This is a genomic window from Paenibacillus sp. FSL H3-0457 (genome assembly GCF_037981725.1).
Lineage (GTDB): Bacteria > Bacillota > Bacilli > Paenibacillales > Paenibacillaceae > Paenibacillus > Paenibacillus amylolyticus.
Genome location: NZ_CP150283.1, coordinates 4,681,447 through 4,707,919 on the forward strand (window position 1 = coordinate 4,681,447; position 26,473 = coordinate 4,707,919).

The following is a 26,473-nucleotide window of genomic DNA, read 5'->3' on the forward strand; positions in this document are numbered from 1 at the left end:
ATATTATTTACCAAATGAAGAAGGATCTTCACGCCAGGATTTAAGCAACTCAAAGTCACTCTCCTGAATCGTTCCCTGAGCCAAAGCCACATCCATCAGCGCCGTGTAATTGGACAACGTCTGAAGTGGAATTCCAGCATCTTCAAATGCTTTAACACCTTTATCCAGCTGGTAGCTGAAAATGGCAAGTACGGCGAGAGGTGTTGCGCCTGCTACACGTACGGCTTCGGCTGCTTTGATCGAGCTTCCACCTGTAGAGATCAGATCTTCGATGACAACCACTTTCTGTCCTTCGGTAATCAGACCTTCGATCAGGTTCTCCTTGCCGTGTCCTTTCGCTTTATCACGAATGTAGGCCATCGGCAGATCCAGCTTCTGAGCCACCCAGGCAGCATGCGGAATACCTGCGGTTGCTGTACCTGCGATGACTTCTGCATCCGGGTACTGGTTCCGAATGATTGTTGCAAATGCTTCAGCGATATCGTTGCGAATCTCCGGATAGGACATCGTTAAGCGGTTATCACAGTATATTGGTGATTTGATGCCGGATGTCCATGTAAATGGCTGTTGCGGACGCAACGCCACGGCTTTAATTTTCAACAGTTGGGAAGCAATATGATTTGGAATCTCATTTAGTTCGATCATGCGTTCAACATCTCCTTCAAAATGGTTTCTGCCGCTTCACGCGGATTGGGAGCGCCTGTAATGGGTCTGCCTACAACAATGTAATGACTGCCTCTGGCGATGGCTTCACCCGGCGTCAAGACGCGTGTCTGATCTCCCAGACCGCTACCCGCTGGACGAATTCCTGGTGTAACGGTGTGAAAAGCACTGCCACACGCTGCCCGAATTGCGGGCACTTCCAGTGGAGAAGCAACAACTCCATCCAGTCCGGCCTCTTGGGCTAGTCCTGCATAACGAACCACAGCAGCTTCCACACTTCCTGGGATGCCAATCTCGTTATTCATCGTTTCCAGACTTGTACTGGTCAGTTGTGTGACTGCAATGATCTCAGGTCTCTGTAGAGAAGGATCGGCAGCGATTGCTGCCTCAGCACCTTCACGTGCAGCACGCATCATAAGGGCTCCACCCGCTGCATGTACATTGAACATGTCTACACCAAGACGTGTGATACTCTCAGCTCCGCCACGAACGGTGTTGGGAATGTCATGCATTTTCACATCCAGAAAAACGGAGTAGCCTTTGGATTTCAGCTCCCGAATAAAGTCAGGTCCCGCTGCGTAGAACAGCTGCATACCCACCTTGAGATAACAGGGAATGCCCTCAAGAGCTTGTACCAATTCTTGAGCTTCTTCCGCTCCAGGATAATCCAGTGCCACCATCAGACGGCCAGCCATTTCATTGAAACTCGCTTGATTCATCACCAGCGCTCCCTCCACTTGCTCATTTTTTCCGTTTTTGCCCGATATAAAGGACATCCCGCCAGCCCGCAGGCTGACTGATGTCCTTCATCAGAGAGTTATTTATTTTACAAAGACAGGCATTGCTTCCGAAGAGAAGTTGATCGTTTGCAGCATGATCAGCAGCGCACGAATCGTATCCAATGAAGTCATACATACAATGCCGTTTTCTACCGCTTCACGACGGATACGGAATCCATCACGCTGCGGTGTTTTGCCTTTGGTGAGTGTGTTGAAGACAAAGTTTGCTTCGCCGCTACGGATCATATCCAGAATGTTCGGCGAACCTTCACTTAATTTGTTCACAGTCGTTACCGGAATGTTCGCTGCTTCAAGCGCAGCTGCTGTTCCGCCGGTAGCCATGATTTTGTAACCCAGTCTGTAGAAACCTTCGAGCAAAGGAACCGCTTCGTCTTTGTCTTTGTCTGCTACAGTTACTACGATCGCTCCGGTTGCCGGAATTTTCATTCCTGCGCCGATGAGACCTTTGAACAACGCTTTAGCGTAATTCGGGTCACGACCCATAACCTCACCTGTAGACTTCATCTCAGGTCCGAGGGTTGGTTCTACACGACGCAACTTCGCGAAGGAGAAGACCGGAACTTTAACAGATACATGATCCGATTCAGGCCACAGCCCGTCAACATAACCAAGATCTTTTAGTTTCACACCCAGAATGGCTTGTGTTGCCAAGTTCGCCATCGGAATGTTGGTTACTTTGCTCAGGAATGGTACGGTACGGGATGAACGTGGGTTCACCTCGATAATGTACACTTGGCCATCATGGATAACAAACTGGATGTTGACCAGACCAACCGTTTTCAGTTCTTTCGCAATTTTGATTGTAATCTCTACAATTTTCTCTTTCAAATCCTGGGACAGATGTTGAGGAGGATATACCGCGATGGAGTCACCAGAGTGAACCCCTGCACGCTCGATATGTTCCATGATTCCCGGAATCAATACCGTTTCACCATCACAGATGGCGTCAACCTCAACTTCTTTCCCCATCATGTAACGGTCGATCAGGACCGGATGCTCCGGATTGATTTTAACCGCCTGTTCCATGTATGTCAGCAATTCAGCATCGGAGTATACAATCTCCATCGCACGACCGCCGAGTACATAGGAAGGACGAACCAGTACCGGGTAGCCCAGACTTTGAGCTGTTTCTACCGCATCATCAACGGAAATGACTGTTTTACCTTTTGGCTGTGCAATCTCCAGACGGGAGAGCAGACGTTCGAACTTCTTACGGTCCTCCGCCTCATCGATGCTTTCCAGATCGGTTCCGAGAATCGTTACACCTGCATTACGCAATGGTGCTGCCAGGTTGATGGCTGTTTGACCACCGAACTGTACGATAACTCCTACTGGCTTCTCCTGTTCGATCACGTTCATGACATCTTCGAAGAAGAGCGGTTCAAAGTACAGGCGATCCGATGTATTAAAGTCCGTAGACACCGTCTCCGGGTTATTGTTGATAATGACTGCTTCATATCCTGCTTTTTGCAATGCCCATACTGCGTGTACAGTAGAGTAGTCAAACTCAATCCCTTGACCGATCCGGATTGGTCCTGAACCCAGCACTACAACTTTTTTCTTGTCTGAAGGGATAACTTCATTCTCTGTCTCGTAAGTTGAGTAGTAATATGGCGTTGTTGCTTCAAACTCAGCCGCACATGTATCTACCATTTTGTACACTGGGCGCAGGTTCTCTGCTTCCCGACGAGTTCTAACTTCCGCTTCAGTTGTTAATGTGCCTCCTGGTTGACCTTGCGCACGCAGTTCAGCAATGGCACGGTCTGTAAATCCAAGGCGTTTCGCTTGATACAGAATGTCGGAAGACAATTCGGATTCTTCGCGAATGCGATCTTCGAATGCAATCAGACCTTCGATTTTGTCCAGGAACCACCAATCAATCTTGGTCAGATCCTGTAGCTGTTGCAACGTATAACCTCTGCGGAATGCTTCGGCAATCAGGAAGATACGCTCATCATCTGCTTTGATCAGACGCTCGTTCAGGGTAGCTTCGTCCAGCGTTTCAGCATCCTTCAGGTAGAGGCGATGTACGCCAATTTCCAGGGAACGAACTGCTTTGTGAATCGACTCTTCGAATGTCCGGCCAATAGCCATTACTTCGCCTGTTGCTTTCATCTGAGTTCCCAGTTTACGGTTCGCCGAGATGAACTTGTCGAACGGCCAGCGTGGGATTTTGCTCACGATATAATCCAGCGTAGGCTCGAAGCAAGCATACGTTTGGCCTGTTACCGGGTTCACGATTTCATCCAACGTGTAACCCATCGCAATTTTGGCAGCCATTTTTGCAATCGGATAACCCGTTGCTTTGGAAGCCAGAGCTGATGAACGGCTTACCCGTGGGTTTACCTCGATAACGTAGTATTGGAAGCTGTGTGGGTCCAGTGCAAACTGTACGTTACATCCACCCTCAATATTCAGGGCACGGATGATTTTCAGGGAAGCTGAACGCAGCATTTGATATTCACGATCCGACAATGTTTGGCTTGGTGCTACAACGATACTATCGCCTGTATGAACACCTACCGGGTCAAAGTTTTCCATATTGCAGACAACGATACAGTTATCGTTTTTGTCTCGCATAACCTCATACTCGACTTCTTTCATACCTGCAATGCTCTTCTCGACCAGACATTGCCCAATCGGGCTGTAACGAATTCCCGCTGCCACCGTCTCACGTAGCTCTTCTTCGTTCGCACAGATTCCGCCACCAGTTCCGCCCAGTGTATAGGCTGGACGCACGATGATTGGATAACCAATCTCATTTGCAAATTCAAGTGATTCTTCAAGTGTCGTTACGATTACACTCTCTGGTACAGGTTGTTCCAATTCACGCATCAGGTCACGGAACAGATCACGATCTTCCGCTTTCTCGATGGATGTCAACTGTGTTCCGAGCAATTTCACATTTTCACGTTCCAGCACGCCAGCACGAGCCAGCTCGACAGCCATGTTCAGACCTGTTTGACCACCCAGTGTTGGCAACAAACCGTCTGGACGCTCTTGACGAATGATTTGGGTCACAAAATCCAGTGTGATAGGCTCGATGTATACTTTGTCAGCCATGTTTGTATCCGTCATAATGGTCGCCGGGTTGCTGTTGATAAGTACAACTTCCACGCCTTCTTCTTTCAGAGCCTGGCAAGCTTGTGTACCGGCATAGTCGAACTCGGCCGCTTGACCGATGACGATTGGACCGGAACCAATCACCAGGATTTTTTTGAGATCTTTGTTAATCGGCATGTTATTGTGCTCCTTTCACTGCGGCTGCCAATACGGCTTGACGCGGCTTTTGCGGGTTAGTGATCTTGTGCTCGCGAATCATCTCGATGAAGCGGTCGAACAGATAGCTGTTGTCGTAAGGACCCGGGGCTGCTTCAGGGTGATATTGAACCGAGAATGCCGGGAATGATTTATGTTTCAGACCTTCAATGGTCTTATCGTTATTGTTGATATGTGTGACTTCCAGGTCTGTACTCTTCACAGACTCTTCGTTTACGGTAAATCCATGGTTCTGGGATGTGATGAAGCAACGTCCGCTCTCCAGTTCTTTCACCGGGTGGTTTCCTCCGCGATGTCCAAACTTGAGTTTTTCGGTGTCTGCTCCTGCCGCAAGTGCGAACAACTGGTGACCCAGGCAGATGCCGAAGATCGGGTATTCGCCAAGCAATTCACTGATCATGTTAACCGCGTGAGGTACGTCTTTCGGGTCCCCAGGGCCGTTGGACAGTTGAATTCCGTCCGGGTTCAGGCGACGAATCTCGTCTGCTGTTACATCGTGTGGAACAACAACTACGTCACAGTCACGTTTGCTGAGTTCGCGCAAAATCCCTGTTTTTGCACCGTAATCCACGAGCACAATACGCTCAGCCGTTCCCGGGCTGTTGTAGACATGCTCTGTAGAAGTCATTGGCACCTGGTTACGCAGTTCAGCAATGGTGGTATCTCCCATCATCTCCAGCAGTTCTTCCACAGGCTTCGATCCTGTTGTGAGAATTCCCTTCATTGTGCCGTGGTGACGAATCCGGCGAGTCAACATGCGTGTATCAATTTCGCTGATTCCTACGATGCCGTATTCCTTGAGCAGATTGTCTACGCTATATTCCGCACGCCAGTTGCTTGGCGTTGGCTCATGACGACGCACGACGAAACCGTGTACGTATGGACGAATCGACTCAAAGTCATCACGCGTAATGCCGTAGTTTCCGATCAGCGGATACGTCATGGTTACGATTTGACCGCAATAGGAAGGATCCGAAAGCACCTCTTGATAGCCTGTAATTCCCGTATTAAAAACGACCTCACCTGTAGTTTCACCTTCAGCACCAAATGCTTTCCCGGTGAACAGTGTGCCGTCTTCCAACAATAATCTTGCCTGTGCCTGCATCCCATTTCACTCCTCTGTGTTTATCAACGTTGAATGCATTGGGGTTGAACATGGGGACGTTACGATTGTGCGGCTCCGCGTACAGAAAACCCTTTGATCGCTGTTATCCCCGGATTACTTTTTATCATTTTTCAAATGATGTAATCCGGTGATAAAGGCGAACGCTTTGCTTCTTCGGGTCTTTTCTGTCCGCTCCGCAGTTACGTTGGTGTCCAAGTTCAAAATCATGACATTCAACTTTGCTTTGTTTCGTATGTTAGACTCTCGGCATGATTTGCCTCGAGTTAGTTGAAAAGATGTTACTTGTGTAAAAGTTGTAGATTAAGTTTTAGAGTTAGAGCTAGATTTAAAAAGATTTGTTGTTTTAAAAAAGTTAAGAGTTACTGTTGCGGATTTAAAGAGTTAAAGATATAGCGTTACTGTTTTATTAATTTGCTGAGTTACCGTCTTACTGTTGTACCGTGTTATTCCACACGCTTTTGCCATCCACCCAAGTTTGTACGGCCCAGCCTTTCAGCTTCCAGCCTGTGAATGGTGTGTTTCTTCCTTTGGTTGCAAACGTTGCAGGATCAACTGCTTTTTCCTCGTTCAGGTCAATCATCGTGATATCGGCTGGTGCTCCCTCTTCCAGTTTGCCTGTATCCAGTCGGAATACACGTGCCGGATCAGCTGTCATGCGTTTCACCAGGAATTCCAAGCTCCACAATCCTGTTTCCACAAACTTGGTGTACAGCAGCGGGAAGGCTGTTTCGAATCCTACGATTCCGAAAGGTGCCAGCTCCATGCCTTTGGCTTTCTCTTCTTCACTGTGTGGCGCGTGATCAGTTACGATCATATCCAGCGTGCCGTCTAGCAAACCTTCGATACAAGCCTGCACATCGCGTGGTGAGCGTAGCGGCGGGTTCATTTTCCAGTTGGCGTCCATGCCTGGGATATCTTCATCCGACAACACCAGATGGTGTGGACATACCTCAGCAGTTACTTTAATGCCGATGGACTTCGCTAGACGAATCAAGCGAACCGATTGCTCTGTACTTACGTGACAGACATGGTAGTGAACTCCTGTTGCTTCTGCGAGCAGGATATCACGGCCAACGTGGATGGCTTCAGATTCATTTGGGATTCCTTTGATGCCGTGACGTTTTGAAAACTCACCTTCCGTCACATATCCACCAACAACCAGTGAGTCATCTTCACAGTGAGCGATCACTGGCATATCCATGCTTGCTGCGAGGCTCATGGCATCCTTCATCATTTGAGCGTTTTGTACGCCTACACCGTCATCTGTGAATCCAATAGCGCCTGCTTCTTTTAATGCGGCAAAATCGGTAAGTTCACGACCTAGTTCATTTTTTGTAATGGCTGCATAAGGCAACACTTTAACCAGATCAGCTTCTTTGGCTTTATCCAATACCAGCTTCACAACTTCCGCTGTATCTGTAACTGGTCTTGTGTTCGGCATGCAAGCGATTGTTGTAAAACCACCTTGTGCTGCTGAACGGGCACCTGTCTCGATCGTCTCTTTGTGTTCGAATCCAGGTTCACGCAGATGCACATGCATATCGATCAATCCCGGAATGACCAGTTTGCCTGATGCGTCTGTCACACTTTGCGCTGACTTTTCGGCATCCAGTACGGCTTGGTCTTCCAGACCAGCGATCTTTTTAATTTTACCTTCATCTATAATGATGGTTTTCCGTTCAAGTTCCCCTTGTTGGTTCAAGACGTTCGCGTTTTTTATAATCTGTAGCATAATTGCCCTCCGCTTCGGTTCTGTCCGGCTTACCAGGCAAGCCGGATGATTTTCTTTATCGTGTACTCTCTTATTGCTCTATAAGAACTACCGTACCGTCAGCCTATGACCCACAGCCAGACCCTGTTACAGTTTCATCGCACGTTCCATAACCGCCATGCGGATTGGAACCCCGTTTGCCATCTGCGGGAAGATCCGCGATGCTTCACTTTCCACAACCGCGTCATCTACCTCGACGTTGCGATTCACTGGAGCAGGGTGCATGATAATGGTGCTTGGTTTTAGGCGTGATGCCCGTTCTTCCGTCAATCCGTAGTGTTCGCGATAATCCTCAGCTGAAGTAATTAAGCCATGTTGATGACGTTCCAGTTGAACACGAAGCATCATGACTACATCTGCATCCAGCGCTTCTTCAAGACCGACATAAGGAGCATGCTCTGCGAGTTCCGGTGCCTGCATCGTTTGCGGTGCACAGAAGCGTACATCCGCACCAAACTTTTGCAGTGCCCACAGGTTGGAACGAGCTACACGGCTATGCAGGATGTCACCAATGATGGAGACACGCAAGCCTTTCAGTTCGCCAAATGCTTTCCTCATCGTGTAGAGATCCAGCAACGCCTGTGTGGGATGCTCATTGTTGCCGTCTCCGGCGTTCACGAGTGGTACATTCACTTTCTGAGCCAGTTGTTGCAGAACGCCTGCCGGTTTCAACCGGATCACGCCTGCATCAATGCCCATCGACTCAAGTGTTCGTACCGTATCGTAGATGGACTCTCCTTTTTCCACACTGGATGCGGCTGCCGTAAAGTTCAGCACTTGTGCACCCAGGCGTTTCTCTGCCATTTCGAAGGAGAAGCGGGTACGTGTGCTGTTCTCGAAGAACATGTTCGCAACAAAGCGTGATTCCAGTACCGGAGCCAGTTTCTCTTTCTGCGCTTCCCAGTGAGCCGCTCTGTTCAGAATGGACTCGATTTCTCCTCGACTAAGTTCCTTCAGTCCAAGCAAGCTTCGGTCTCTCAATGCTGTCTGTGTAATCATTATGCTTGCTCCCCCCGGTTCTGAGTGATTCTGACTTCGTCCTGTCCGTCCGTTTCCATGAGCGCAACTTCGATCTCCTCTGATTTGGAAGTCGGCACATTCTTGCCGATAAAATCAGGTCGAATTGGAAGTTCCCGGTGTCCGCGGTCTGCGAGTACAGCCAGCTGAATGTTCTGCGGTCTTCCACAGTCCATCAGGGCATCCATCGCTGCGCGAATCGTCCGTCCGGTATAGAGCACATCATCGAACAAAATCACCTTTTTGTTATGGATCGAAAGTGATTCAGGTGTCATAATCAACATTTCCTTGCGATTCGCTTTATTTTCGTCCAAGCGGTCATCGCGGTAAGGAGTCACATCCAGCTCTCCCCAGGGGACTTTGGCGCCCTCGATTTCTTCAATCTTGGCGGCAATCCGTTCTGCAAGGTAAACCCCGCGTGTACGGATACCGACCAACACACAATCGTCGATTCCTTTGTTTTTCTCCAATATCTCATGGGCAATCCGTGTTAATGCGCGGCGGATCGCCGTCTCATCCATAATGACATGTGTCTCTGTGCTCATGCGTTCAGCCTCCTCAGGATTTCCCTTCAGCATCATGGCCCCGTGACGAGGAGAAAAAAAAAGACTCCTTGCCGTGTTTATTGGCAAGGAGTCTCCGAACTTCAGACCGCTCTGAAGAAAGTTTACTCTCGGGGATGCATCGCTTCATTTGCCGCAGCAAAAAAACGATGTATCGTTCACGTTACCTTGCCAGTCTCACGGGACTGATTTAAAGGTGCTATTCATGTCGTTCATATTGCAGGACCTCACAGGGTTCTGTAATCAATATGTCCGTTTGTCTTCATGAATTATGACAGAAAGACAACCCCCTGTCAACACCTCACCATCGCAGGTGAAAACCCTCTGCTACGTTCTTCTTAGAATCAGCAGTTAGGCTGAAAAACATCCATGCACAATACATCTCATTGGTTATTCATAATTATACAACATTTCTGCATATTTATCCATAGGCAAATGAGAAATTTGATATAACCAAAATAAACCTCTTACTGTACTCAAAAGAGATAAAACACTTCTTTTTAGAACAGACAGTGAGTTTCATTTTACGCAATATATGAAGGCTCTGAATTAGTACCAAGTGAAATGGGTACAGTTTATAAACATGAACCCATTATTAGATACTGCAATAATACCGATATACATAAGATTCACAAATTTACGACATAGAAATAAGTTACGCCCTACATTTATGTACATTTAGGAGGAAGTCATGCGTCACATTTGGCACGTTTACAAAACAGACTGGTTGCATATCCTGAAGGTTCCCACAGGTATATTTCTAATTGTGGCTATTATTCTACTGCCCGGGGTGTATGACTGGGTCAACGTGAAGTCCGTCTGGGACCCATACAGTAATACCCAGGGGATCAAAATTGCGGTGACAACTGAGGACAAGGGTGCGACTGTTGAAGGAACCCATATTAATATCGGAGACGAACTGGTATCCAGCCTCAAACACAACGAAAAGCTGGGCTGGACTTTTGTGGACCAGGCTGAGGCTAATCGGGGTGTGCAAACTGGAGAGTATTATGCAAGCCTGCTCATTCCGGGGGACTTTTCATCCAAAATTACAGGCATCGTTGATGGGAAGCTGGAGCGACCGGAAGTAATCTATACCGTCAATGAGAAGGTGAATGCCATTGCTCCTAAAATCACAGGCTCTGGTGTATCTGCCATAACAACACAAATCAATGAAAATTTCACTGAAGCCGTCAGTGAGGCCGTTCTGACCAAGCTGAATGAAGCCGGGGTTGAGATTAATTCCCAGCTTCCAACATTACGCAAAATGGAGAATGGCATTTTTACGCTGGAGAAAAATCTTCCGGCTATTCAAGCCGCAGGTCAAAAGGTTCTGGAAGTAGAAAAAGCCATGCCCGAGATTGTAAAAGATGCTCAAAAGATCGTTGAAATCGAGAAAAAATTGCCTGAAATCAATGAAGCAGCACAGTATGTGCTCAAGGTGCAGGAGTATTGGCCACAAATTAATGATGCGGCTTCCGAAGTGCTGGCTATTCAAGGGCGGATACCGGATATACAAAAAGCGGTAGAACGCATTCGAGAAGTAGATGAAAACTTTGACCAGGTATCAGATGTCATCCAAACGGCGCTGGATAAAACCAACAAAGCTCTGTCTATCGTAACGGCAGCAGAGCAAGATTTGGACAAAGTATCACAAATCGCTGGCAACGGGATTGAGCTTGCAGAGGGATTAAATCAGTTCGTGGATTCCAGTGAAGAAGCGTTTCAGACAATTAGCCCGACGATCCGCCAAAATCTGCTACTGGTGCAGCAGATTACTAACGCTACAGGAGACGTATTTGCACAATTGCAAAATTCGGATCTTAATAATCTTCCTACAGTAGAAGATCTCGACCGGATTGCTTCACGTTTAGGGGTTGCGGTAAAACTCGTGGACAGTATGGCAGAACTACTGGGCAACATCAATAACTTGCTTCCAAGCCAACCACTTGCCGATAAAATCACACAACTGAACTCCATTTCAGATAAACTTCAGTTGCAGATCCGCTTGGCTGGCATCATCAGTGATGCCATGCGTCGTAATACAACTCCACCAACAGACGTCATCGCTCAGTTAAATACTCTCTCGAAGGACATCAGCAGCGGGATTGGCAATATCTTAAACACCTATGAAAGTGAAATATCGCCTGCACTTGCAGCTGGTGCGGATAAGCTCAGGTCTACCCTCTCCACTTCAGCAGAAACTCTGCAAGGAGCAAAAGATCGTATTCCGGATATTGCGGACATTCTTGCATCAGCCAAAGAAGGAATTACGTTTGGGCAGGCAGAGTTGACAAAAATCCAGAGCGAACTGCCTCAAATACAATCTAAGATCCATCAGATATCAGAGACACTCGCGAACAAAAGTGAAGGTTTTATCCAAGCTCTGAACACAGTTTCTTCATTAATTCGAAACGATCTACCCAAGCTGGGAAACAAACTGAACGAAGCAGCTGATTTTGTTCGTAATGATCTGCCTACTGCCGAGAAACAGATAGGCAAGGCATCCGATTTTGTACAGAATCAGCTGCCGGAGGTCGAAAAAGGAGTTCACCGTGTTGCCGCGCTTGTACGTGATGATCTGCCCGCATTGGAAAGTGCCATCAGCAAGGCTGCTGACAAACTTCGGGAGGTCGAAGGTAATAAGCAGTTTGCGAAGCTCGCCAAACTTTTGCGCGGCGATATTGAAGAAGAGAGTGCTTTCCTTTCGAGTCCCGTGCAAATCAAAGAACAACAGCTTTATCCGATTCCGAATTATGGATCGGCCATGTCACCATTTTATGGCGTGCTGTCCTTGTGGGTTGGCTCAACACTGCTGATTTCTCTGCTTCGTGCCGAAGCTGAGAATCCAGGGGGAAAGTTCCGGGGATATGAGTTATATCTTGGACGTCTCGCTACTTTTCTGACCATTGGGTTACTTCAGGCGATATGTGTCACCCTGGGAGATATCTTAATCCTGGGTACCTATGTTGCAGATAAACTGTGGTTTGTCCTGTTTGCCATGCTGGTGAGTGCCGTATTTGTCACCATAACGTACACCCTGCTGTCCGTATTTGGAAATATCGGAAAAGGGATCGCCATTATCTTCATGGTGTTCCAGTTCTCCAGCTCCGGCGGTACGTTCCCAATCAGCATGACATCACCCTTTTTCCAAGCATTGAATCCGTCCATGCCCTTCACGTATGCGATCAGTCTGCTGCGTGAGTCGGTCGGCGGCATATTGTGGTCTACTGCCATCAAGGATATTCTGTGGTTGTGTATGTTCATCGCGCTGAGTCTCATTGTTGCTCTCGCTTTGAAACGTCCACTCAGCAGTCTCACCAAACGTTCAGCCGAGAATGCCAAGAAGACCAAAATTATTGCTTAACTCATTTGCTCAACACTAAATAAGAAAAGGCCATTGGACTTTCCATCCAATGGCCTTTTCTCGTTTCATTATATGAATCGATACATTTACTATTTGACTATTTCACTGAGCGTTCCTGTTCCAACTGATTATAGGATTGTTTGATTGTTGTTAATGTTTCTACATGGCGATAGATGTTGTTACTTGCCGTAACGATAACACATAACATGATCAAGCCTATAACCACTTTTTTCCCCAATCCCGGACGAAGGCTGATGACGAAACTTCCACCCAACAGGAAGAACGCAAACAGATAGTGCCCCGCATACAGGTACATATCGTATTGAAACACAGCTAGACCAAAGCCCACGACTACATGAAGCAAAAAGGCAAACAAAATATATGGCACAAGGGTCCACACTTCTCGTTCACGAATGCCTTTAATGAAGCCCATGAATGCCAGTAGTAAAATAAAGATACCTGTCATCTGCACATGGATTGGATTGGAACGGGATAGATCCGTAACAAAGGCCGCCATGCCCGGGTCCAGTAAATGCATTTTCGGTGTCAGCATCGGATTAATCGTTAACATGTTCAATGCTTTCCAGTGAACAGCGAACTGGAATGGCGTTGCATAGCTGGTTCCACCATTTTGAATGCCCAACAGCCAGTTACTAACCCAGCTGCGACCTCCAAAGGCAACGTACTGGACGCCAGTTAATACGACGATGATCAGAACCGCTAATGCCATGATACCAATGTATTTTTTCAAATTCGCCTTATTGCGCCATGCATGCATATTGAAGAATGTGGCAGCAGCAAATGGTACGATATTGGTCGAGGTTAGTCCAAAGTTAATCGATGTAAGCAATGCATTGGGTACATAACGTACGTCCTGACGCTCACGAGTATACTGCATGTAAACCACCGACAACAGAATAACGAACTGTACATAAGGATACGAATCCGGGATCAATGCAGTAAACATTAAGTAGGAACTGAAACCAAACAGTAAGGCAAACAGTAGCGGTACGATGGTCGGTTTATCTTCTTTTTGACTCAGGAACAGATACGCCAGCACCACCGAACCCGCATTCACCAGCGATTGCAGGATTAGAAAGAACCAGTTGCCTCCCAGCAGTTTCGCTGCAGCCGCAAGGGTGACAGCGAGAAAGGAAATCAGCGGATGGATCACTGAAGAACTGTTGTCCCCATAATACATTGAAGGATCAAAGTTGAATAAATTGATTGGAAACAGCGTTGTATTAAATGGGGTATACGCCCCAAGCACCTCTGCATTATTTTCAATGTACAGAACATACGAGCCGTTCATTAAACCATAGAACAGAGCAAATCCCGCAAACAGGTAAAAAGCTGTCCAGTTGGCTCTGCGATTATAAAATAAGTAATCTAAAAAGTTCATGCTTTCATTTCACATCCTGATTAATTAAGTTCTAAAATACCAATAAACATAGGCCACCCATAATACATGCCACGCCTATCCAGCGTAAAGGGCCCACGGTCTCTTTAAATATCAGCCGAGCTATGATAAGAGTCCACACATATGTTAATGCGTTCGCAGGCAACACTACGGTTAATGGAAGAAACTTCAGCAATACAATATTCAGAAACGCGCCCGTTCCGTAGAATCCAAGTCCCATGAGTACATGCAGACGATTGCGACTGGAAGCATAAGCTTTCAGTCCGGCCCCACCCAGTGCACCACACAACGTCATGACAATTAATACGGCAACCATCCAGCTATCGATCAACACTGGTTAGTGTCACCCCGATTCCAAGCAACACAACTGCTGCCAGCTTCTGCATCGTAATTTCTTCCCCAAGCAAAAAATACCCATAGATTAAGGCAAATACATAGCTGGCACACATCAGAGGATAAACAACTGAGAGTTTTTCCAGAGCAAAAGCTTTAATCATCAAAATCGCTCCAAGTCCATAACACAGAAAACCTACACCCAGGTAAATCCACTCGGTTAGTCCCCATTTCCAGAACAATTGACCCGTTGCTGTCAGAAAAGCGGAAACGAGCATTAACCATTTACCAGTATGACGCGATTTTATTTCCCCCACGTTAATGCCTCCATGTCCGGTACACGCTTGTTAATAAAGTATCGTTGACTCACTAGCTGCATGACGGGAAGGTCAGATAAGGAGTCCGAGTAGGAACATGACTGGTCATAATCAATGACCATATTCTTCTCACTCAGATAAGCCTGAATTCGGCGTACCTTCTCTTCCCCTTTGCAGTTGCTGCCGTCAACTCTGCATGTGTAACCATTCTCATGACGGACAAGTTCAGTTCCAATTACATGATCCACCCAGGGAAAATTATTAAAGTATTTCATATAGGCATGCGGAGATGCAGTTACTAGCAAGACATGATACCCTGCTTCTTTGCGATGTTGCATCTCTACACTGGCCTCGGCAAAAATGGACGTACGCAAGCGAGTATCAAAGAAATGTTCGAGATCTTTTTCAGACATTCGCTCAATTTCTTGAAAGTAGGATCGTTTGACTTGTTCAACCGTCATGAAACCTGCCTTGAATAACACGGTATGTAATGCAATGACAGGTAATCTCCATACCTGCCACGGGTAACGGCGAACACCATAATGCACAAATTGAAACATGGAATCACTGCGTATGATCGTTTTATCAATATCAAAAATTGCGACTTTCGTGCTTTTCACCCTGATCCCCCTCAGCCTTTATTCAAAGATTGCAAAGATTGTAACAACACTTATCACATACAACATAACCGTAATTAATATAGGCTTGTCCTCAAACAGCACACGATCGGGCGAACCTCCCTGGTTCTTCATGTGGATCAGATACAGGTAACGGAACATGCCGTAAATGACCAATGGAATCGTCCACATGAGATGAATGGTACGATCTGAAGTGAATGTGAACAGGGAATAACTGATAATCGTAGCTGTCGTCACAATCGTATTGAATTGATCCAGTAACGTAATGGAGTAGTTATCCAAAACCTTACGGTGTGATCCCGTATTTCCTTCAAGCAACGTAAGTTCATTTCTCCGTTTGCCAATAGCCAGAAATAACGACAACAGCATGGTACAGATCAAAAACCACGGCGTGAATGGCACATAGATCAGCACACCCCCTGCAATGGCACGAAGTACAAAGCCGGCTGCAATAGTCATCATATCCAGGATAACGAGATGTTTCAGTACAAATGAATACGATACATTCAACAGAAAATAGACGATACATAACACCCCAAATAGAGGGTTCATCATGAAGGCCGTTCCTACGGAAAGGATTAATAGAATAATGCCAAACATCAAAGCATGACTCGGATTCACCTGCCCAGAAGCCATAGGACGATACTTTTTCACCGGATGCTGTCGATCCCTGTCCCGGTCTACAAAGTCATTTAAAATATAAACACAGCCTGCAACAAGGCTAAATAGAATAAAACCAAGCAACGTCGCAAGAATGGTTTCAGTCCGAATCTCCTCAAAAGAAAATAGTAACGCAGCAAATAACAGCAGATTTTTAGTCCACTGTTTGGGTCTTAACAATCTGATTAATCCTGACACTGTACTGCCTGTTCCTGTAGCCGATGAGGACACCGTACTTGTTCGTGATGATAACAATTGTAATAACTCCCTTCAACAACAACTTCTGTATATAACAAATAACGTAAAGATCTAATCATATGTTGCTTGTATAATTTTGTAAAGGGAGTAAATGAAAAAATTCTAATATGGGCATAAAAAAAGAGACCGTTTCCGGTCTCTTCGTTAGTAAATGATTTAACTATTTGGTGATGCGATTAAAATTCAAATTGTACGTCGCTCAGACGACGTTTGATCTCAGCAATAACACGTTTTTCTTCCTCTTCACCCTTCGCTTCAAAGGTTACAGAGAAACGAACAAAGTTACCCGCATCATCCCAAGGTACGGATGAGATCAGTTTCTCACGGATCAGGAATTGGGAGAAATCTTCGCCGGATTCGAAGCGACGTCCGCCAACTACACCTTTTGGTGCTTCTACATACAGGAAGAATGAACCTTTAGGTTTTTCAGCCTGGAAGCCCAGTTCGTTCAATGCGGCAACGAGCATGTCGTGACGACGGGAATATTTCTCTGCAATTTTTTCCGTAATCTCAGGGTGATTCAATCCATAAGCAGCAGCCTTTTGAATCGCGATGAACTGACCGGAGTCATTGTTGTCCTTCACATCACTGAATGCTTTGACTACAAGCGGGTTACCCGCTACAAATCCGATTCTCCAACCTGTCATGTTGTAGGACTTGGACAGAGAGTGCAGCTCTACGCCGACATCCTTCGCACCAGGTACCGATAGGAAGCTGAACGGTTTTTTGCCATCATACGTCAATGCTGCATATGGAGCATCATGTACAACCACAACATTGTATTTCTTAGCCCATTCCACAACTTCAGTGAAGAACTCCACCGTCGCGCTTGCGCCTGTTGGGTTGTTCGGATAGTTCAGGTAGAGCAACTTCGCACGTTTTGCGATGTCTTCCGGAATAGCCGTCAGATCAGGCAAGAAGTTGTTCTCTTTCGTCAACTGGATGTTGAACACTTCTCCACCCAGATACTTCGTATGTGTTCCCATAACCGGGTAACCTGGAACGGTCATGATTGTCACATCACCTGGATTGATGAAGCATGAAGGCATCATCGCCAAAGCCGGTTTTGAACCAATGGAGTGCACGATTTCAGTATCTGCATCGATACCTTCTACGTTAAACACATTTTTCAGGTAAGAAGCAGCAGCAGCTTTGAATTCAGGAATACCATTGTCGGCATAACCACGGTTCTCAGGTCTGGAAGCTTCTTCTGCAAGTGCAGCTACAATGCCTGCATCAGCCATTTCGTCCGGTTCACCTACACCAAGGTCAATCAGTTCCACATCGGGAAAATCTTTTTTGGCCGAAGCTTTGGCACGTTTGATTTTCTCGAATTTATAAATGTTCGTGTCTTTACCATAGTTGGAGCCACCGATACGGTCGGCAAAATTAGTCTGAATGTAAGTTTCTTGGTATTTATCGATACTCATAACGTTGTTCATCTCCTCATTTGACGCAAATTTCTACACTTTAATATGAAGCATTTGCGTGATCAAAGCCATGGACAAAGTATCCGAACATTTGTACTTTCTTGGAGCTGTTAACGACTGCGTAGCGAGGCGAGCACGTCTTCCATATCTTGCGGAATCGGAGCTGAAAATTCAAGGTATTCTCCCGTTGTTGGATGCACAAATCCAAGAATGGCCGCATGAAGAGCCTGTCCTTGCATTTTGATGCCTTTATTCCGTCCATAAGTTGGATCTCCTACAAGCGGGTGACCAATAAATTTCATGTGAACCCGAATCTGGTGAGTACGTCCTGTCTCCAGTTTCAATTCCAGCAAGGTGTAATCATTAATCCGCTCTGTAACGGTAAAATGCGTAACGGCATGTTTACTGTTACGTTCTGTGACCGTATACATTTTGCGGTCATTGGTATCGCGTCCAATCGGTGCATCAATGGTCCCTTGATCATGGTTAAGATGACCATGAACAAGCGCAATATACCGTCTATTCACCGTATGTTCCTTCAACTGAGCAGCCAGTGATGCATGCGCACGATCGTTCTTGGCAGCCATAATCAGGCCAGATGTATCCTTATCGATACGATGCACAATACCAGGACGCAACTCCCCATTAATACCCGAGAGGTCTTTGCAGTGATGCATAAGTGCATTAACGAGGGTACCCGACGTGTGTCCTGGTGCCGGATGCACCACAAGACCACGCTGTTTGTTGATCACGATCAGGTCGCTATCTTCATATACCACTTCCAGCGGAATATCTTCGGCAATGATCTCCACAGCAGCTGGTTCTGGAATCTGTAACTCAACCAAATCTCCTTCGGATAACTTGGCATTGGCTTTGACTACAGCACCATTTACCGTGACCATTCCGTCTCCGATCCACAATTGAACTTGGGAGCGAGATACGTTATCGACGGCTTCCGTAATATATTTGTCAATTCGTTCTTTTTTATGTTCAGCGGCAACGGTCCATTCCATACGTTCATTGCCATTCATTAGTTCTTCGTCGTTAATCTGTTCCTTATTCGGATTACTCATGATGTTCATTCCCTTCAATCTTCGCGGCTGCTTTTTCGCGCCGTCCTTCAAGCAATGTCTCCACTATGATCAACCCTACACCGATGCAGATTGCCGAATCGGCGATGTTAAAAATGGGAAACGTATAACTCCCAAAATTAAGTTGTACAAAATCTACAACTTCTCCGGTCAATGCCCGGTCAAGGAAGTTGCCAATTGCTCCACCAAGCACCAAACTAAGCGCCACAGGCAGCAATTTGTGCGGGGTATCTTTTACCTTTTGCAAATACCAAATCAAGGCAACGACCACAATCAACGTAACCACAATAAAGAACCAACGCTGGTCTTGCAGAATGCCAAATGCTGCTCCTGAGTTACGATGTGATGTGATGACAAAGAAATTGCCGATGACCGGAATTTCTTCTCTGAGTTCCATCCGGGTTGCAATCAGATACTTGGTTCCCTGATCCAATAAAAATACGATAAAAGCGAGGATATAATACACCACGTTTGTTTGTCACTCCGTTCTTGTCTTTTCCAAACGATACCAGGCTTACGCCAGACTTGTTTATTGTAGCACAGCTGTTTGGAAATCGTCCACGACGCGCTACATCGCAATGCTTATGGCAAAAACGATAACATTTCCCTTCTGTAATCTTGCCCTCAATGGCACATCCTACAATAGAGTCAAAATCCGGATTCCAGCATGAAAGCAGAAAGGGGAAAATCATGTCACATTTTACTAACAAACAACTACAATTTCTACGTTCCCAACTGATGTCCGATAAGCGAGATATTGAACATAGACTGTCGGAGAACGAACATTACGGCCTTGGTGACTCCCTCAAACTACAGACAGGTGAATTATCACCGATTGATAACCATCCAGGCGACTTAGCCACGGAAGTGTATGAACGCGAGAAAGATATTTCCCTGCTGGAACATGATGAATTCCAATTGGAGCGAATCGATTCTGCACTGCACTCCATCGAAGAAGGACATTACGGTACGTGTGCGGTCTGCCAGCAACCCATCCCTTTTGAACGCATGGAAGCTGTTCCCTACACCAAATACTGCAAAAAACATCAACCAGAAACCGTTGTCTCTGAGAACCGCCCTGTAGAGGAAGAATTCCTTGCCCCGGCATTTGGTCGAACCAGTCTGGACGAGCGTGATGATCAAAATGGCTTCGATGGTGAAGACACCTGGCAGATTGTTGAAAGCTGGGGCACATCGAACTCACCAGCCATGGCTGAAGGACGCGATATCGACAGCTATGATGTTATGGCGATTGAAGCCACCGATGAAGTGGAAGGCTGCGTTGAAGCGTACGAAAGCTTTGTTGCCACGGACATCTATGGTCATGACGTCTCCATCGTGCGCAATCGGCAATATCGCCAGTACCTGGAGAACCGTGAGGGCGAGGGTCTGTTAGAACCGGATATGGAGACGGATGACACGTATTAGTTGCATTTTGATATCATTTGCTTTTTTCGCTTAATCGCTTAGTATGTGTTCATATCAAGCTGGCGCTGGACAATGCGCACAATATCAGCGATGTAATCTCCAACAATGGGAAGATTGAGCGCCCCAAGTAGCTGCAAAACGTAAATGATCGTTGCTGCAAAAAAGGTAAACCCAATCGCAATCCCCACACCTCGTGCGGCTCCAGACAACAGGTTCAATCCGATCAATTTCCATGGTCTGTTCAGCAATTCTGTGTATTGCGCTATTCGTGAACGCTCCAGTTCATTCGCCAGACGGTTCGTCAGGGTATGTAACTCTTCAATTTTGTCATGGGAATTGAGATTATCTGATGTTGATTGTTGTGAAGTGGATGCGGTTTGCTTGTCATGTTCGCTCATGTTTTGGTCAGTTCCTTTGATCAATATAGATTGACTGCACTATAGAATCATTGCCTTATTGCCTAAAAAACAAACGAGCCCAGATACAGGGAATATGTCCCTGCCTCTGCGGCTCGTTTATTTATATCCTATATTCTGTCCTTGTTGAATATTACATAATCCAAATTATGCTTCGATGTATATACCGATCGATTTGCCTCCGGCTTCAACACGTTCCATGGCCTCATTCGAGCCAAATGTAACTTCGGTTACGAGAACATTTTCACGCAACACATCATCAAACGCCTGAATAGCTTCCTGAAGGGATGCATCCACATCCAGTGTCAAACGTACTCTTTTCTCAATAGGGAGGTCCAGTCGTTTCCGGGTATCCTGCACAGCACGAACCACTTCACGAACCCAGCCTTCCTGTTCCAATGCTGGCGTGATTTCGGTATTGAGCGCAACCGTCAGACCGTAACCTGATGCTGAAGCAAAGCCTGATTTGGCCTGTTTATCAACCAATAATTCTTCGCTCGTCACTTGCAGCTCTTCACCTTCCGGTGAAACGATGTTCAGTACACCTTCCGAAACCACTTTACGCGTCTCATCGGCTGACATTCCTTTGAAGAAGTTTTGCAGGAACCCTACGTTTTTACCGTATTTTTTACCTGCGACCTTCAGGTTCAGCTTCAATGTAAAGTCAACGAATTCCGCATCATTATGCTCCGTACGGATTCCTTTTACATTGATCTCTTCTTTGATGATCTCTTCGTAACTTGCCAGGTCAAACCCTTTATCCAAAGAAACGATTAATTCGGACAGTGGCTGACGTGTCTTGATGCCTGTTTCGTTACGAACGTTACGGGCAAGTTCAACCACGCGGCGAGCCGTCTCCATATCCTGTTCCAGTCCTGCATCAATCAGCGCTTCATTAGCTACCGGATAGTCTTCCATGTGCACACTCTCACCTGTTGCAAGGTTCAGATAGATGTCTTCTGCCAGCATCGGTGTGAACGGAGCAACCAACTTCGCAGTAGTCACCAGTACCTCAGTCAATGTGCGGTAAGCGTCCAATTTATCGTCTGTCAGGCCACTTCCCCAGAAACGGTCACGGGAACGACGGATGTACCAGTTACTCAACTCATCAACAAATGCTTCAATCGCTTTGGAAGAGTTCAGATAGTCGTTAACCAGCAACGCTTTTTCTACAACCAAGATCAGGCTGTTCAGTCTCGACAGAATCCAGCGATCCAGCTTGTGTGCGGACAGCTGGAACGGGTGCTCCTGTGGATCAAATCCGTCAATGGTAGCATAAAGCGTCAGGAATGCATGGGTGTTAACCAGCGTATCCACCATTTTGGATTTGGCTTCCCCTACGATACCTTTGGAGAAACGTTTGCTGTTCCACGGTGCACTGTCAGACAACAAAGCCCAGCGGAATGCATCTGTACCGTATTCTTCAATCACTTCCCAAGGATCGATAACGTTACCTTTGGATTTGGACATCTTCTGTCCGTTCTCGTCGAGAACGTGACCTGTAGCCATAACCGCTTTGTAAGGCGCTTTGCCTGTCAAAAGGGTAGAAACCGCCAACAAGCTGTAGAACCAGCCACGTGTCTGGTCAATCCCTTCACAGATCATATCCGCAGGATACTGCTGTTCGAATATTTCTTTATTTTCAAATGGATAGTGTTGCTGGGCAAACGGCATGGAGCCGCTGTCGAACCAGACATCAATCACTTCCGGTGTACGTTTCATCTCATATTTGCCACAAGAGCTCATGACTTTAACGTCATCCACATATGGTTTATGCAATTCAAGATTCTCAGGCACATCACCTACCGCACGAGCACGCAATTCTGCAATGCTGTGTGGAGCAAATTGTTCGCCAGTCTCCTCGCACACCCAGATGTTGAGCGGAGTTCCCCAATAACGATCACGGCTGATGTTCCAATCCACCAGATCCTCAAGGAATTTCCCGAAGCGACCTTCACGAACGTGACCTGGGTACCAATCCACTTCACTATTGTTGGCAATCAATTGGTCCTTGATGGCTGTCGTTTGGATAAACCAGCTGTCCATTGCATAGTACAGAAGCGGTGTATCACAACGCCAGCAGAATGGGTAGCTGTGCTCATATTTTTCTTTGCTGAACAAACGTCCATGCTCAGACAGATATCTTACGATATCAATATCACAATCCTTCACGAAACGTCCGGCAAAGTCAGTAACCTCAGCGACAAATTTACCTTCCAAGTCCACCATGTTCACAAAGCTGATCCCATTCTCACGGCATACACGGTAGTCATCTTCACCATGGGCAGGAGCCATGTGTACGATACCCGTACCACTTGCATCCGTTACAAAGCCTGCACCCAAGATGATGTTGGCTTTCTCAGCCTGTACGTAGTTGAACGGAGGATCATACGTTTTGCCAACCAAATCGGCACCTTTCAGTGCACCAATGATCTCATACTCACCTTTGGTATCTTTCATCACTTTTTCAACCAGATTGGTTGCCATGATGTACACTTCATCACCTTGACGAACACGGGAGTAGTCCATATCCGGATTCACGGCAAGTGCGACGTGTGAAGGCAGTGTCCAAGGCGTTGTCGTCCAAGCCAGTACAAATTCTCCGCTGTCATTCAGTTTGAATTTCGCTGTAGCACTCAGATCTTTGACGTCTTTGTACCCTTGTGCAACTTCATGCGAACTCAGTGTTGTCTGGCAAGATGGACAATACGGGCTCACACGATGACCACGATACAGCAGTCCTTTCTCGTGGATTGTCGCCAGGATGTTCCATACACTCTCGATGTAGTTGTTATCAAGAGTGATATATGGGTTATCCATATCCGTCCAATATCCGATGCCTTCTGTCAAATCACGCCATTGTTGCTCGTACTCGAATACACTCGCTTTACATTCGTTAATGAATTTCTCCACGCCATAATCTTCGATTTCCCACTTGTGGGAGATACCAAGCTTTTTCTGTACACCCAGTTCTACAGGCAGACCATGTGTATCCCAACCCGCTTTACGAACGACACGGTAACCTTTCATCGTGTTATACCGTCCAACAAAATCCTTGATTACCCGTCCCAGTACGTGACCGATATGCGGTTTTCCGTTCGCTGTAGGCGGCCCTTCATAAAATACGAAGTTTGGTTTTCCCTCCCGGTTTTCGATGGATCTTTTGAATGTATTCTCCGTTTTCCATTTATCTAACACGTGTAATTCTCTGGCACGTGCCTTCTCTTTGACGTCAACTCGTTGCATGATGATTATCTTCCCTTTCTTTGGTTGGATTGTGGACCGTCCACAAAAAGCGTTTCAATCCCCCTAAATCCCCCTTGCCAAGGGGGACCCCATAGGCGCTCCGCCCTCTGGACACCCGGGATGGGTTGTCGTTGGCGGATCGGTGGCGGTTATGGGCGAGGGTTAATGTGCGTGATGGCGGCCATTTTGCGGCTGTTCCCTGCGTGAACGCCGCATGGCCTTACCACGAGGCGGGTGTTGCCGGGTGCTTCGCTTTCCCGGCGAGCGGCTCTCTCCCTGAGGTCCCTGCGGGCCTCATGAACGCTCGCCTTAGCGAACCCGTGTGCCGGGTGCTTCGCTTTCCCGGCGAGCGGCTCTCTCCTTGAGGTCCCTTCGGGCCTCATGAACGTTCGCCTTGGCTAAACCCGTGTGCCGGGTGCTTCGCTTTCCCGGCGAGCGGCTCTCTCCTTGAGCTCCCTTCGGGCCTCATGAACGCTCGCCTTAGCAAACCCGTGTGCCGGGTGCTTCGCTTCCCCGGCGAGGAGGCTCTCTCCTTGAGGTCCCTTCGGGCCTCATGGACGTTCGCCTTAGCGAACCCGTGTGCCGGGTGCTTCGCTCTCCCGGCGGGCGGCTCTCTCCTTGAGGACCCTGCGGGCCTCATGGACGTTCGCCTTAGCGAACCCGTGTGCCGGGTGCTTCGCTCCCCCGGCAGGTGGCTCTCTCCCTGAGGTCCCTTCGGGCCTCAGGGACGTTCGCCTTTTTTGGACACAAAAAAGCCCCGTCCCTGGAAAGGGACGAGGCTATACTCGCGTTACCACCCTAATTCTGTTCATCACAAACCACATCCAGGCAAACCTGGGTATGCTCTGTCATCAACAGCGCTTATGCCCCGCTAAACTACTGCAGGGTGCCGTTATAACGTACGGCTTACGGTTCGGCTTACACACGGCAATCATAATCACCGCTTCAGCGTCACTTCTCCGGGGAGATATTCGGCTATAACTCATCCATTGGTTTGCACCAACCACCAACTCTCTGAGGGATGAGATCATAACGTACTGAACCCGTCATGGAATCACTATTCATTATGAATATAGTTATAGCCTCTTTGCAGACAAAAGTCAACCAGTCGACAGACTAATAAATTTCTTTCATCTCCCGCTCACGGTCACGCACTTCCTGCTCCCGGCTCTCCAGCACTTCCCAACCATCCTGAGTCAACAGTTCAAGCTGCGCTTCAACAAGCGTGCGGAAACGGGCACGGTAAATCGAGGCCTGCTTTTTCAGTTCTTCCACTTCCAAAGCAATTTTGCGAGATTTGCCCAACGATTCGTTCACGATCCGGTCTGCATTTTTCTCTGCTTCCTTCACGATCAACTGCGCTTCTTTCTTCGCATTACCCTTCACATCATCAGCAGCTTCCTGCGCAATGATGATCGTTTTGCTAAGCGTCTCTTCAATTGTAGAAAAATGATCCAGTTTCTCCTGAACGGACAGCAACTGATTGCTCAGCTCTTTGTTCTCGCGAATGACGCCTTCGTAATCTTTGATGACTTGATCCAGGAATTCATTGACTTCATCCTCGTCATACCCGCGCAAACGTCGGGAAAATTCCTTGTTGTGTATGTCCAGCGGCGTTAATGGCATGCTGTCCACCTCCTGTTAAAGTTCCTTCCCGTCCAGAGAAGGTTTGCAGCATATGGGTCCCACCCAAGGGGCCGTATCGTTGATGCCTAACCTTGGCAACGTATACGGAATGCAGGATCAGAATTGCATCCTCCAACGTTCATGTAAAGCTTTGACTTAATGTTTATCGGATACACCGCGTATTTTCTACACCTTTATGATAAACATTTCGACAAGAAAGCGGATTTTCCTGCAACAGACTCAGGCAAATTTGCCAATTTTCACTCGGCAACGTCCTTTTTTGGTCATCCCATCCTGTTCCATAACCTTGAAACGGCCAAATCCCTGAATCGATACAACATCACCCGCTTTTAGCAATTTGGAGGGATCTTCCTCAACTTTCCAGTTCACACGGCAACGACCAGCTTTGATCGGCACCAGCACTTTACTGCGACTAAGCCGATACACATCTGCGCAGATTCCATCCAAACGAAGCGAAGCGACCGTAATGTCCATCGTCTCCAGTTTACTCTCTGACCATCGCATCTGATCCAAAGGAAGTAACTCTGTGAACACATGTAACCGATGCACCTGATTCAGTTGAAGCGATAAAAAAGCGCCGGTTTCCGCCGCCACCACTGTATGGCAACCGTCCTCCAGCACTTGGATATCCCCGATCTTTCCACGTTTCATCCCAAGCCCGAGCAGGGAACCCATATAGTCCCCATGCTCCAGCTCCGAGATTTTCTGATCATCAGACGTAATACTGAGCACCTGCATACCCATATCCTCATCATCCAGATACATATAATCAGGTGCAACCAGCGCACGCTTGCGTTCAGCAGCCTCGTAACCACCATCCAGACGAATCTGAACGTCGTTACGGCGATTGGCAAGAGTCTGTAATATAAAAACCTGTCTTGGATCAAGAAAGTCAGTTAGCTTCATGTCATGATACTTACCCGCCTGCTCAACCCAATCCGAAGCCTTATCTACAAAATCCCGCTCATCATGGCTAAAATGTTCGTAAATTTCACCGCTCATC

21 protein-coding genes and 1 other annotated feature are annotated in these 26,473 nt (G+C 47.0%); of the genes, 2 read left to right on the plus strand and 19 right to left on the minus strand.

The window, feature by feature from the left end; genetic code table 11:
• Window positions 1–3: 3 nt before the first annotated feature.
• The 7 genes from pyrE to pyrR form a co-directional block, all read right to left on the minus strand.
• On the minus strand, window positions 4–645 hold the full coding sequence (pyrE, locus tag MHH25_RS20810) for an orotate phosphoribosyltransferase (RefSeq protein WP_036614805.1): 642 nt from the start codon (window positions 643–645) through the stop codon (window positions 4–6).
• Window positions 642–1,382, minus strand: coding sequence for an orotidine-5'-phosphate decarboxylase (gene pyrF, locus MHH25_RS20815; RefSeq protein WP_340020529.1), 741 nt, complete (start codon window positions 1,380–1,382; stop codon window positions 642–644). Before pyrF ends, pyrE begins: the two co-directional genes overlap by 4 nt.
• 102 nt (window positions 1,383–1,484) lie before the next feature.
• The gene (gene carB, locus MHH25_RS20820; RefSeq protein ID WP_047843734.1) at window positions 1,485–4,703 is read right to left on the minus strand and encodes a carbamoyl-phosphate synthase large subunit; all 3,219 of its coding nucleotides are present in this window, start codon (window positions 4,701–4,703) and stop codon (window positions 1,485–1,487) included.
• Between the two features lies 1 nt (window position 4,704).
• Window positions 4,705–5,847 carry a glutamine-hydrolyzing carbamoyl-phosphate synthase small subunit gene (carA, locus tag MHH25_RS20825; RefSeq protein ID WP_017687333.1) on the minus strand — a complete coding sequence of 381 codons (1,143 nt, stop codon included), beginning with the start codon at window positions 5,845–5,847 and terminating at the stop codon, window positions 4,705–4,707.
• 448 nt (window positions 5,848–6,295) lie between these two features.
• Entirely contained in the window at window positions 6,296–7,600 is a 1,305-nt protein-coding gene (locus MHH25_RS20830; RefSeq protein ID WP_036674849.1) for a dihydroorotase, read from the minus strand.
• A 126-nt stretch (window positions 7,601–7,726) separates the two neighbouring features.
• The gene (locus tag MHH25_RS20835; RefSeq protein WP_276314456.1) at window positions 7,727–8,641 is read right to left on the minus strand and encodes an aspartate carbamoyltransferase catalytic subunit; all 915 of its coding nucleotides are present in this window, start codon (window positions 8,639–8,641) and stop codon (window positions 7,727–7,729) included.
• Complete coding sequence (pyrR, locus tag MHH25_RS20840; RefSeq protein WP_340017945.1) at window positions 8,638–9,201, minus strand: bifunctional pyr operon transcriptional regulator/uracil phosphoribosyltransferase PyrR; 564 nt, start codon at window positions 9,199–9,201, stop codon at window positions 8,638–8,640. Before pyrR ends, MHH25_RS20835 begins: the two co-directional genes overlap by 4 nt.
• 709 nt (window positions 9,202–9,910) lie before the next feature.
• On the opposite strand from pyrR, the gene MHH25_RS20845 reads away from it, so the two are divergent.
• Window positions 9,911–12,586 carry a YhgE/Pip domain-containing protein gene (locus MHH25_RS20845; RefSeq protein WP_340017946.1) on the plus strand — a complete coding sequence of 892 codons (2,676 nt, stop codon included), beginning with the start codon at window positions 9,911–9,913 and terminating at the stop codon, window positions 12,584–12,586.
• A 97-nt stretch (window positions 12,587–12,683) separates the two neighbouring features.
• Here the strand turns inward: MHH25_RS20845 and MHH25_RS20850 are convergent, their stop codons facing one another.
• From MHH25_RS20850 to lspA, 8 genes are all read right to left on the minus strand, one after another.
• Complete coding sequence (locus MHH25_RS20850; RefSeq protein ID WP_340017947.1) at window positions 12,684–13,988, minus strand: DUF6080 domain-containing protein; 1,305 nt, start codon at window positions 13,986–13,988, stop codon at window positions 12,684–12,686.
• 31 nt (window positions 13,989–14,019) lie between these two features.
• The gene (locus MHH25_RS20855) at window positions 14,020–14,340 is read right to left on the minus strand and encodes an EamA family transporter (RefSeq protein ID WP_340017949.1); all 321 of its coding nucleotides are present in this window, start codon (window positions 14,338–14,340) and stop codon (window positions 14,020–14,022) included.
• Window positions 14,327–14,656, minus strand: a complete 330-nt coding sequence (locus tag MHH25_RS20860; protein WP_340017950.1) for an EamA family transporter — start codon at window positions 14,654–14,656, stop codon at window positions 14,327–14,329. The genes MHH25_RS20855 and MHH25_RS20860 overlap by 14 nt, the downstream gene beginning before the upstream one ends.
• Window positions 14,644–15,276, minus strand: a complete 633-nt coding sequence (locus MHH25_RS20865) for an HAD-IB family hydrolase (protein ID WP_036614827.1) — start codon at window positions 15,274–15,276, stop codon at window positions 14,644–14,646. Before MHH25_RS20865 ends, MHH25_RS20860 begins: the two co-directional genes overlap by 13 nt.
• Window positions 15,277–15,294: 18 nt before the next feature.
• Window positions 15,295–16,185: a decaprenyl-phosphate phosphoribosyltransferase gene (locus MHH25_RS20870; protein ID WP_340020530.1), complete on the minus strand. Its 891-nt coding sequence runs from the start codon at window positions 16,183–16,185 to the stop codon at window positions 15,295–15,297.
• Between the two features lie 203 nt (window positions 16,186–16,388).
• Window positions 16,389–17,642: an LL-diaminopimelate aminotransferase gene (locus tag MHH25_RS20875; RefSeq protein ID WP_036674844.1), complete on the minus strand. Its 1,254-nt coding sequence runs from the start codon at window positions 17,640–17,642 to the stop codon at window positions 16,389–16,391.
• Window positions 17,643–17,752: 110 nt separating this feature from the next.
• On the minus strand, window positions 17,753–18,724 hold the full coding sequence (locus MHH25_RS20880) for an RluA family pseudouridine synthase (protein ID WP_091028499.1): 972 nt from the start codon (window positions 18,722–18,724) through the stop codon (window positions 17,753–17,755).
• Window positions 18,708–19,202, minus strand: coding sequence for a signal peptidase II (gene lspA / locus MHH25_RS20885; protein ID WP_017687321.1), 495 nt, complete (start codon window positions 19,200–19,202; stop codon window positions 18,708–18,710). Before lspA ends, MHH25_RS20880 begins: the two co-directional genes overlap by 17 nt.
• A 221-nt stretch (window positions 19,203–19,423) precedes the next feature.
• On the opposite strand from lspA, the gene MHH25_RS20890 reads away from it, so the two are divergent.
• Window positions 19,424–20,161 (plus strand): TraR/DksA C4-type zinc finger protein, encoded by a 738-nt coding sequence (locus tag MHH25_RS20890; RefSeq protein WP_340017952.1) that lies wholly within the window; start codon window positions 19,424–19,426, stop codon window positions 20,159–20,161.
• 38 nt (window positions 20,162–20,199) lie between these two features.
• On the opposite strand, the gene MHH25_RS20895 is transcribed toward MHH25_RS20890, so the two are convergent.
• From MHH25_RS20895 to MHH25_RS20910, 4 genes are all read right to left on the minus strand, one after another.
• Window positions 20,200–20,559, minus strand: coding sequence for a DUF5665 domain-containing protein (locus MHH25_RS20895; RefSeq protein ID WP_017687319.1), 360 nt, complete (start codon window positions 20,557–20,559; stop codon window positions 20,200–20,202).
• Between the two features lie 165 nt (window positions 20,560–20,724).
• The gene (ileS, locus tag MHH25_RS20900; RefSeq protein WP_340017953.1) at window positions 20,725–23,823 is read right to left on the minus strand and encodes an isoleucine--tRNA ligase; all 3,099 of its coding nucleotides are present in this window, start codon (window positions 23,821–23,823) and stop codon (window positions 20,725–20,727) included.
• A gap of 766 nt (window positions 23,824–24,589) precedes the next feature.
• Window positions 24,590–24,882: a binding site (T-box leader), on the minus strand.
• Between the two features lie 57 nt (window positions 24,883–24,939).
• Window positions 24,940–25,449, minus strand: coding sequence for a DivIVA domain-containing protein (locus MHH25_RS20905; protein ID WP_017687316.1), 510 nt, complete (start codon window positions 25,447–25,449; stop codon window positions 24,940–24,942).
• A gap of 240 nt (window positions 25,450–25,689) precedes the next feature.
• On the minus strand, window positions 25,690–26,472 hold the full coding sequence (locus MHH25_RS20910) for a YlmH/Sll1252 family protein (protein ID WP_047843744.1): 783 nt from the start codon (window positions 26,470–26,472) through the stop codon (window positions 25,690–25,692).
• Window position 26,473 lies beyond the last annotated feature (1 nt).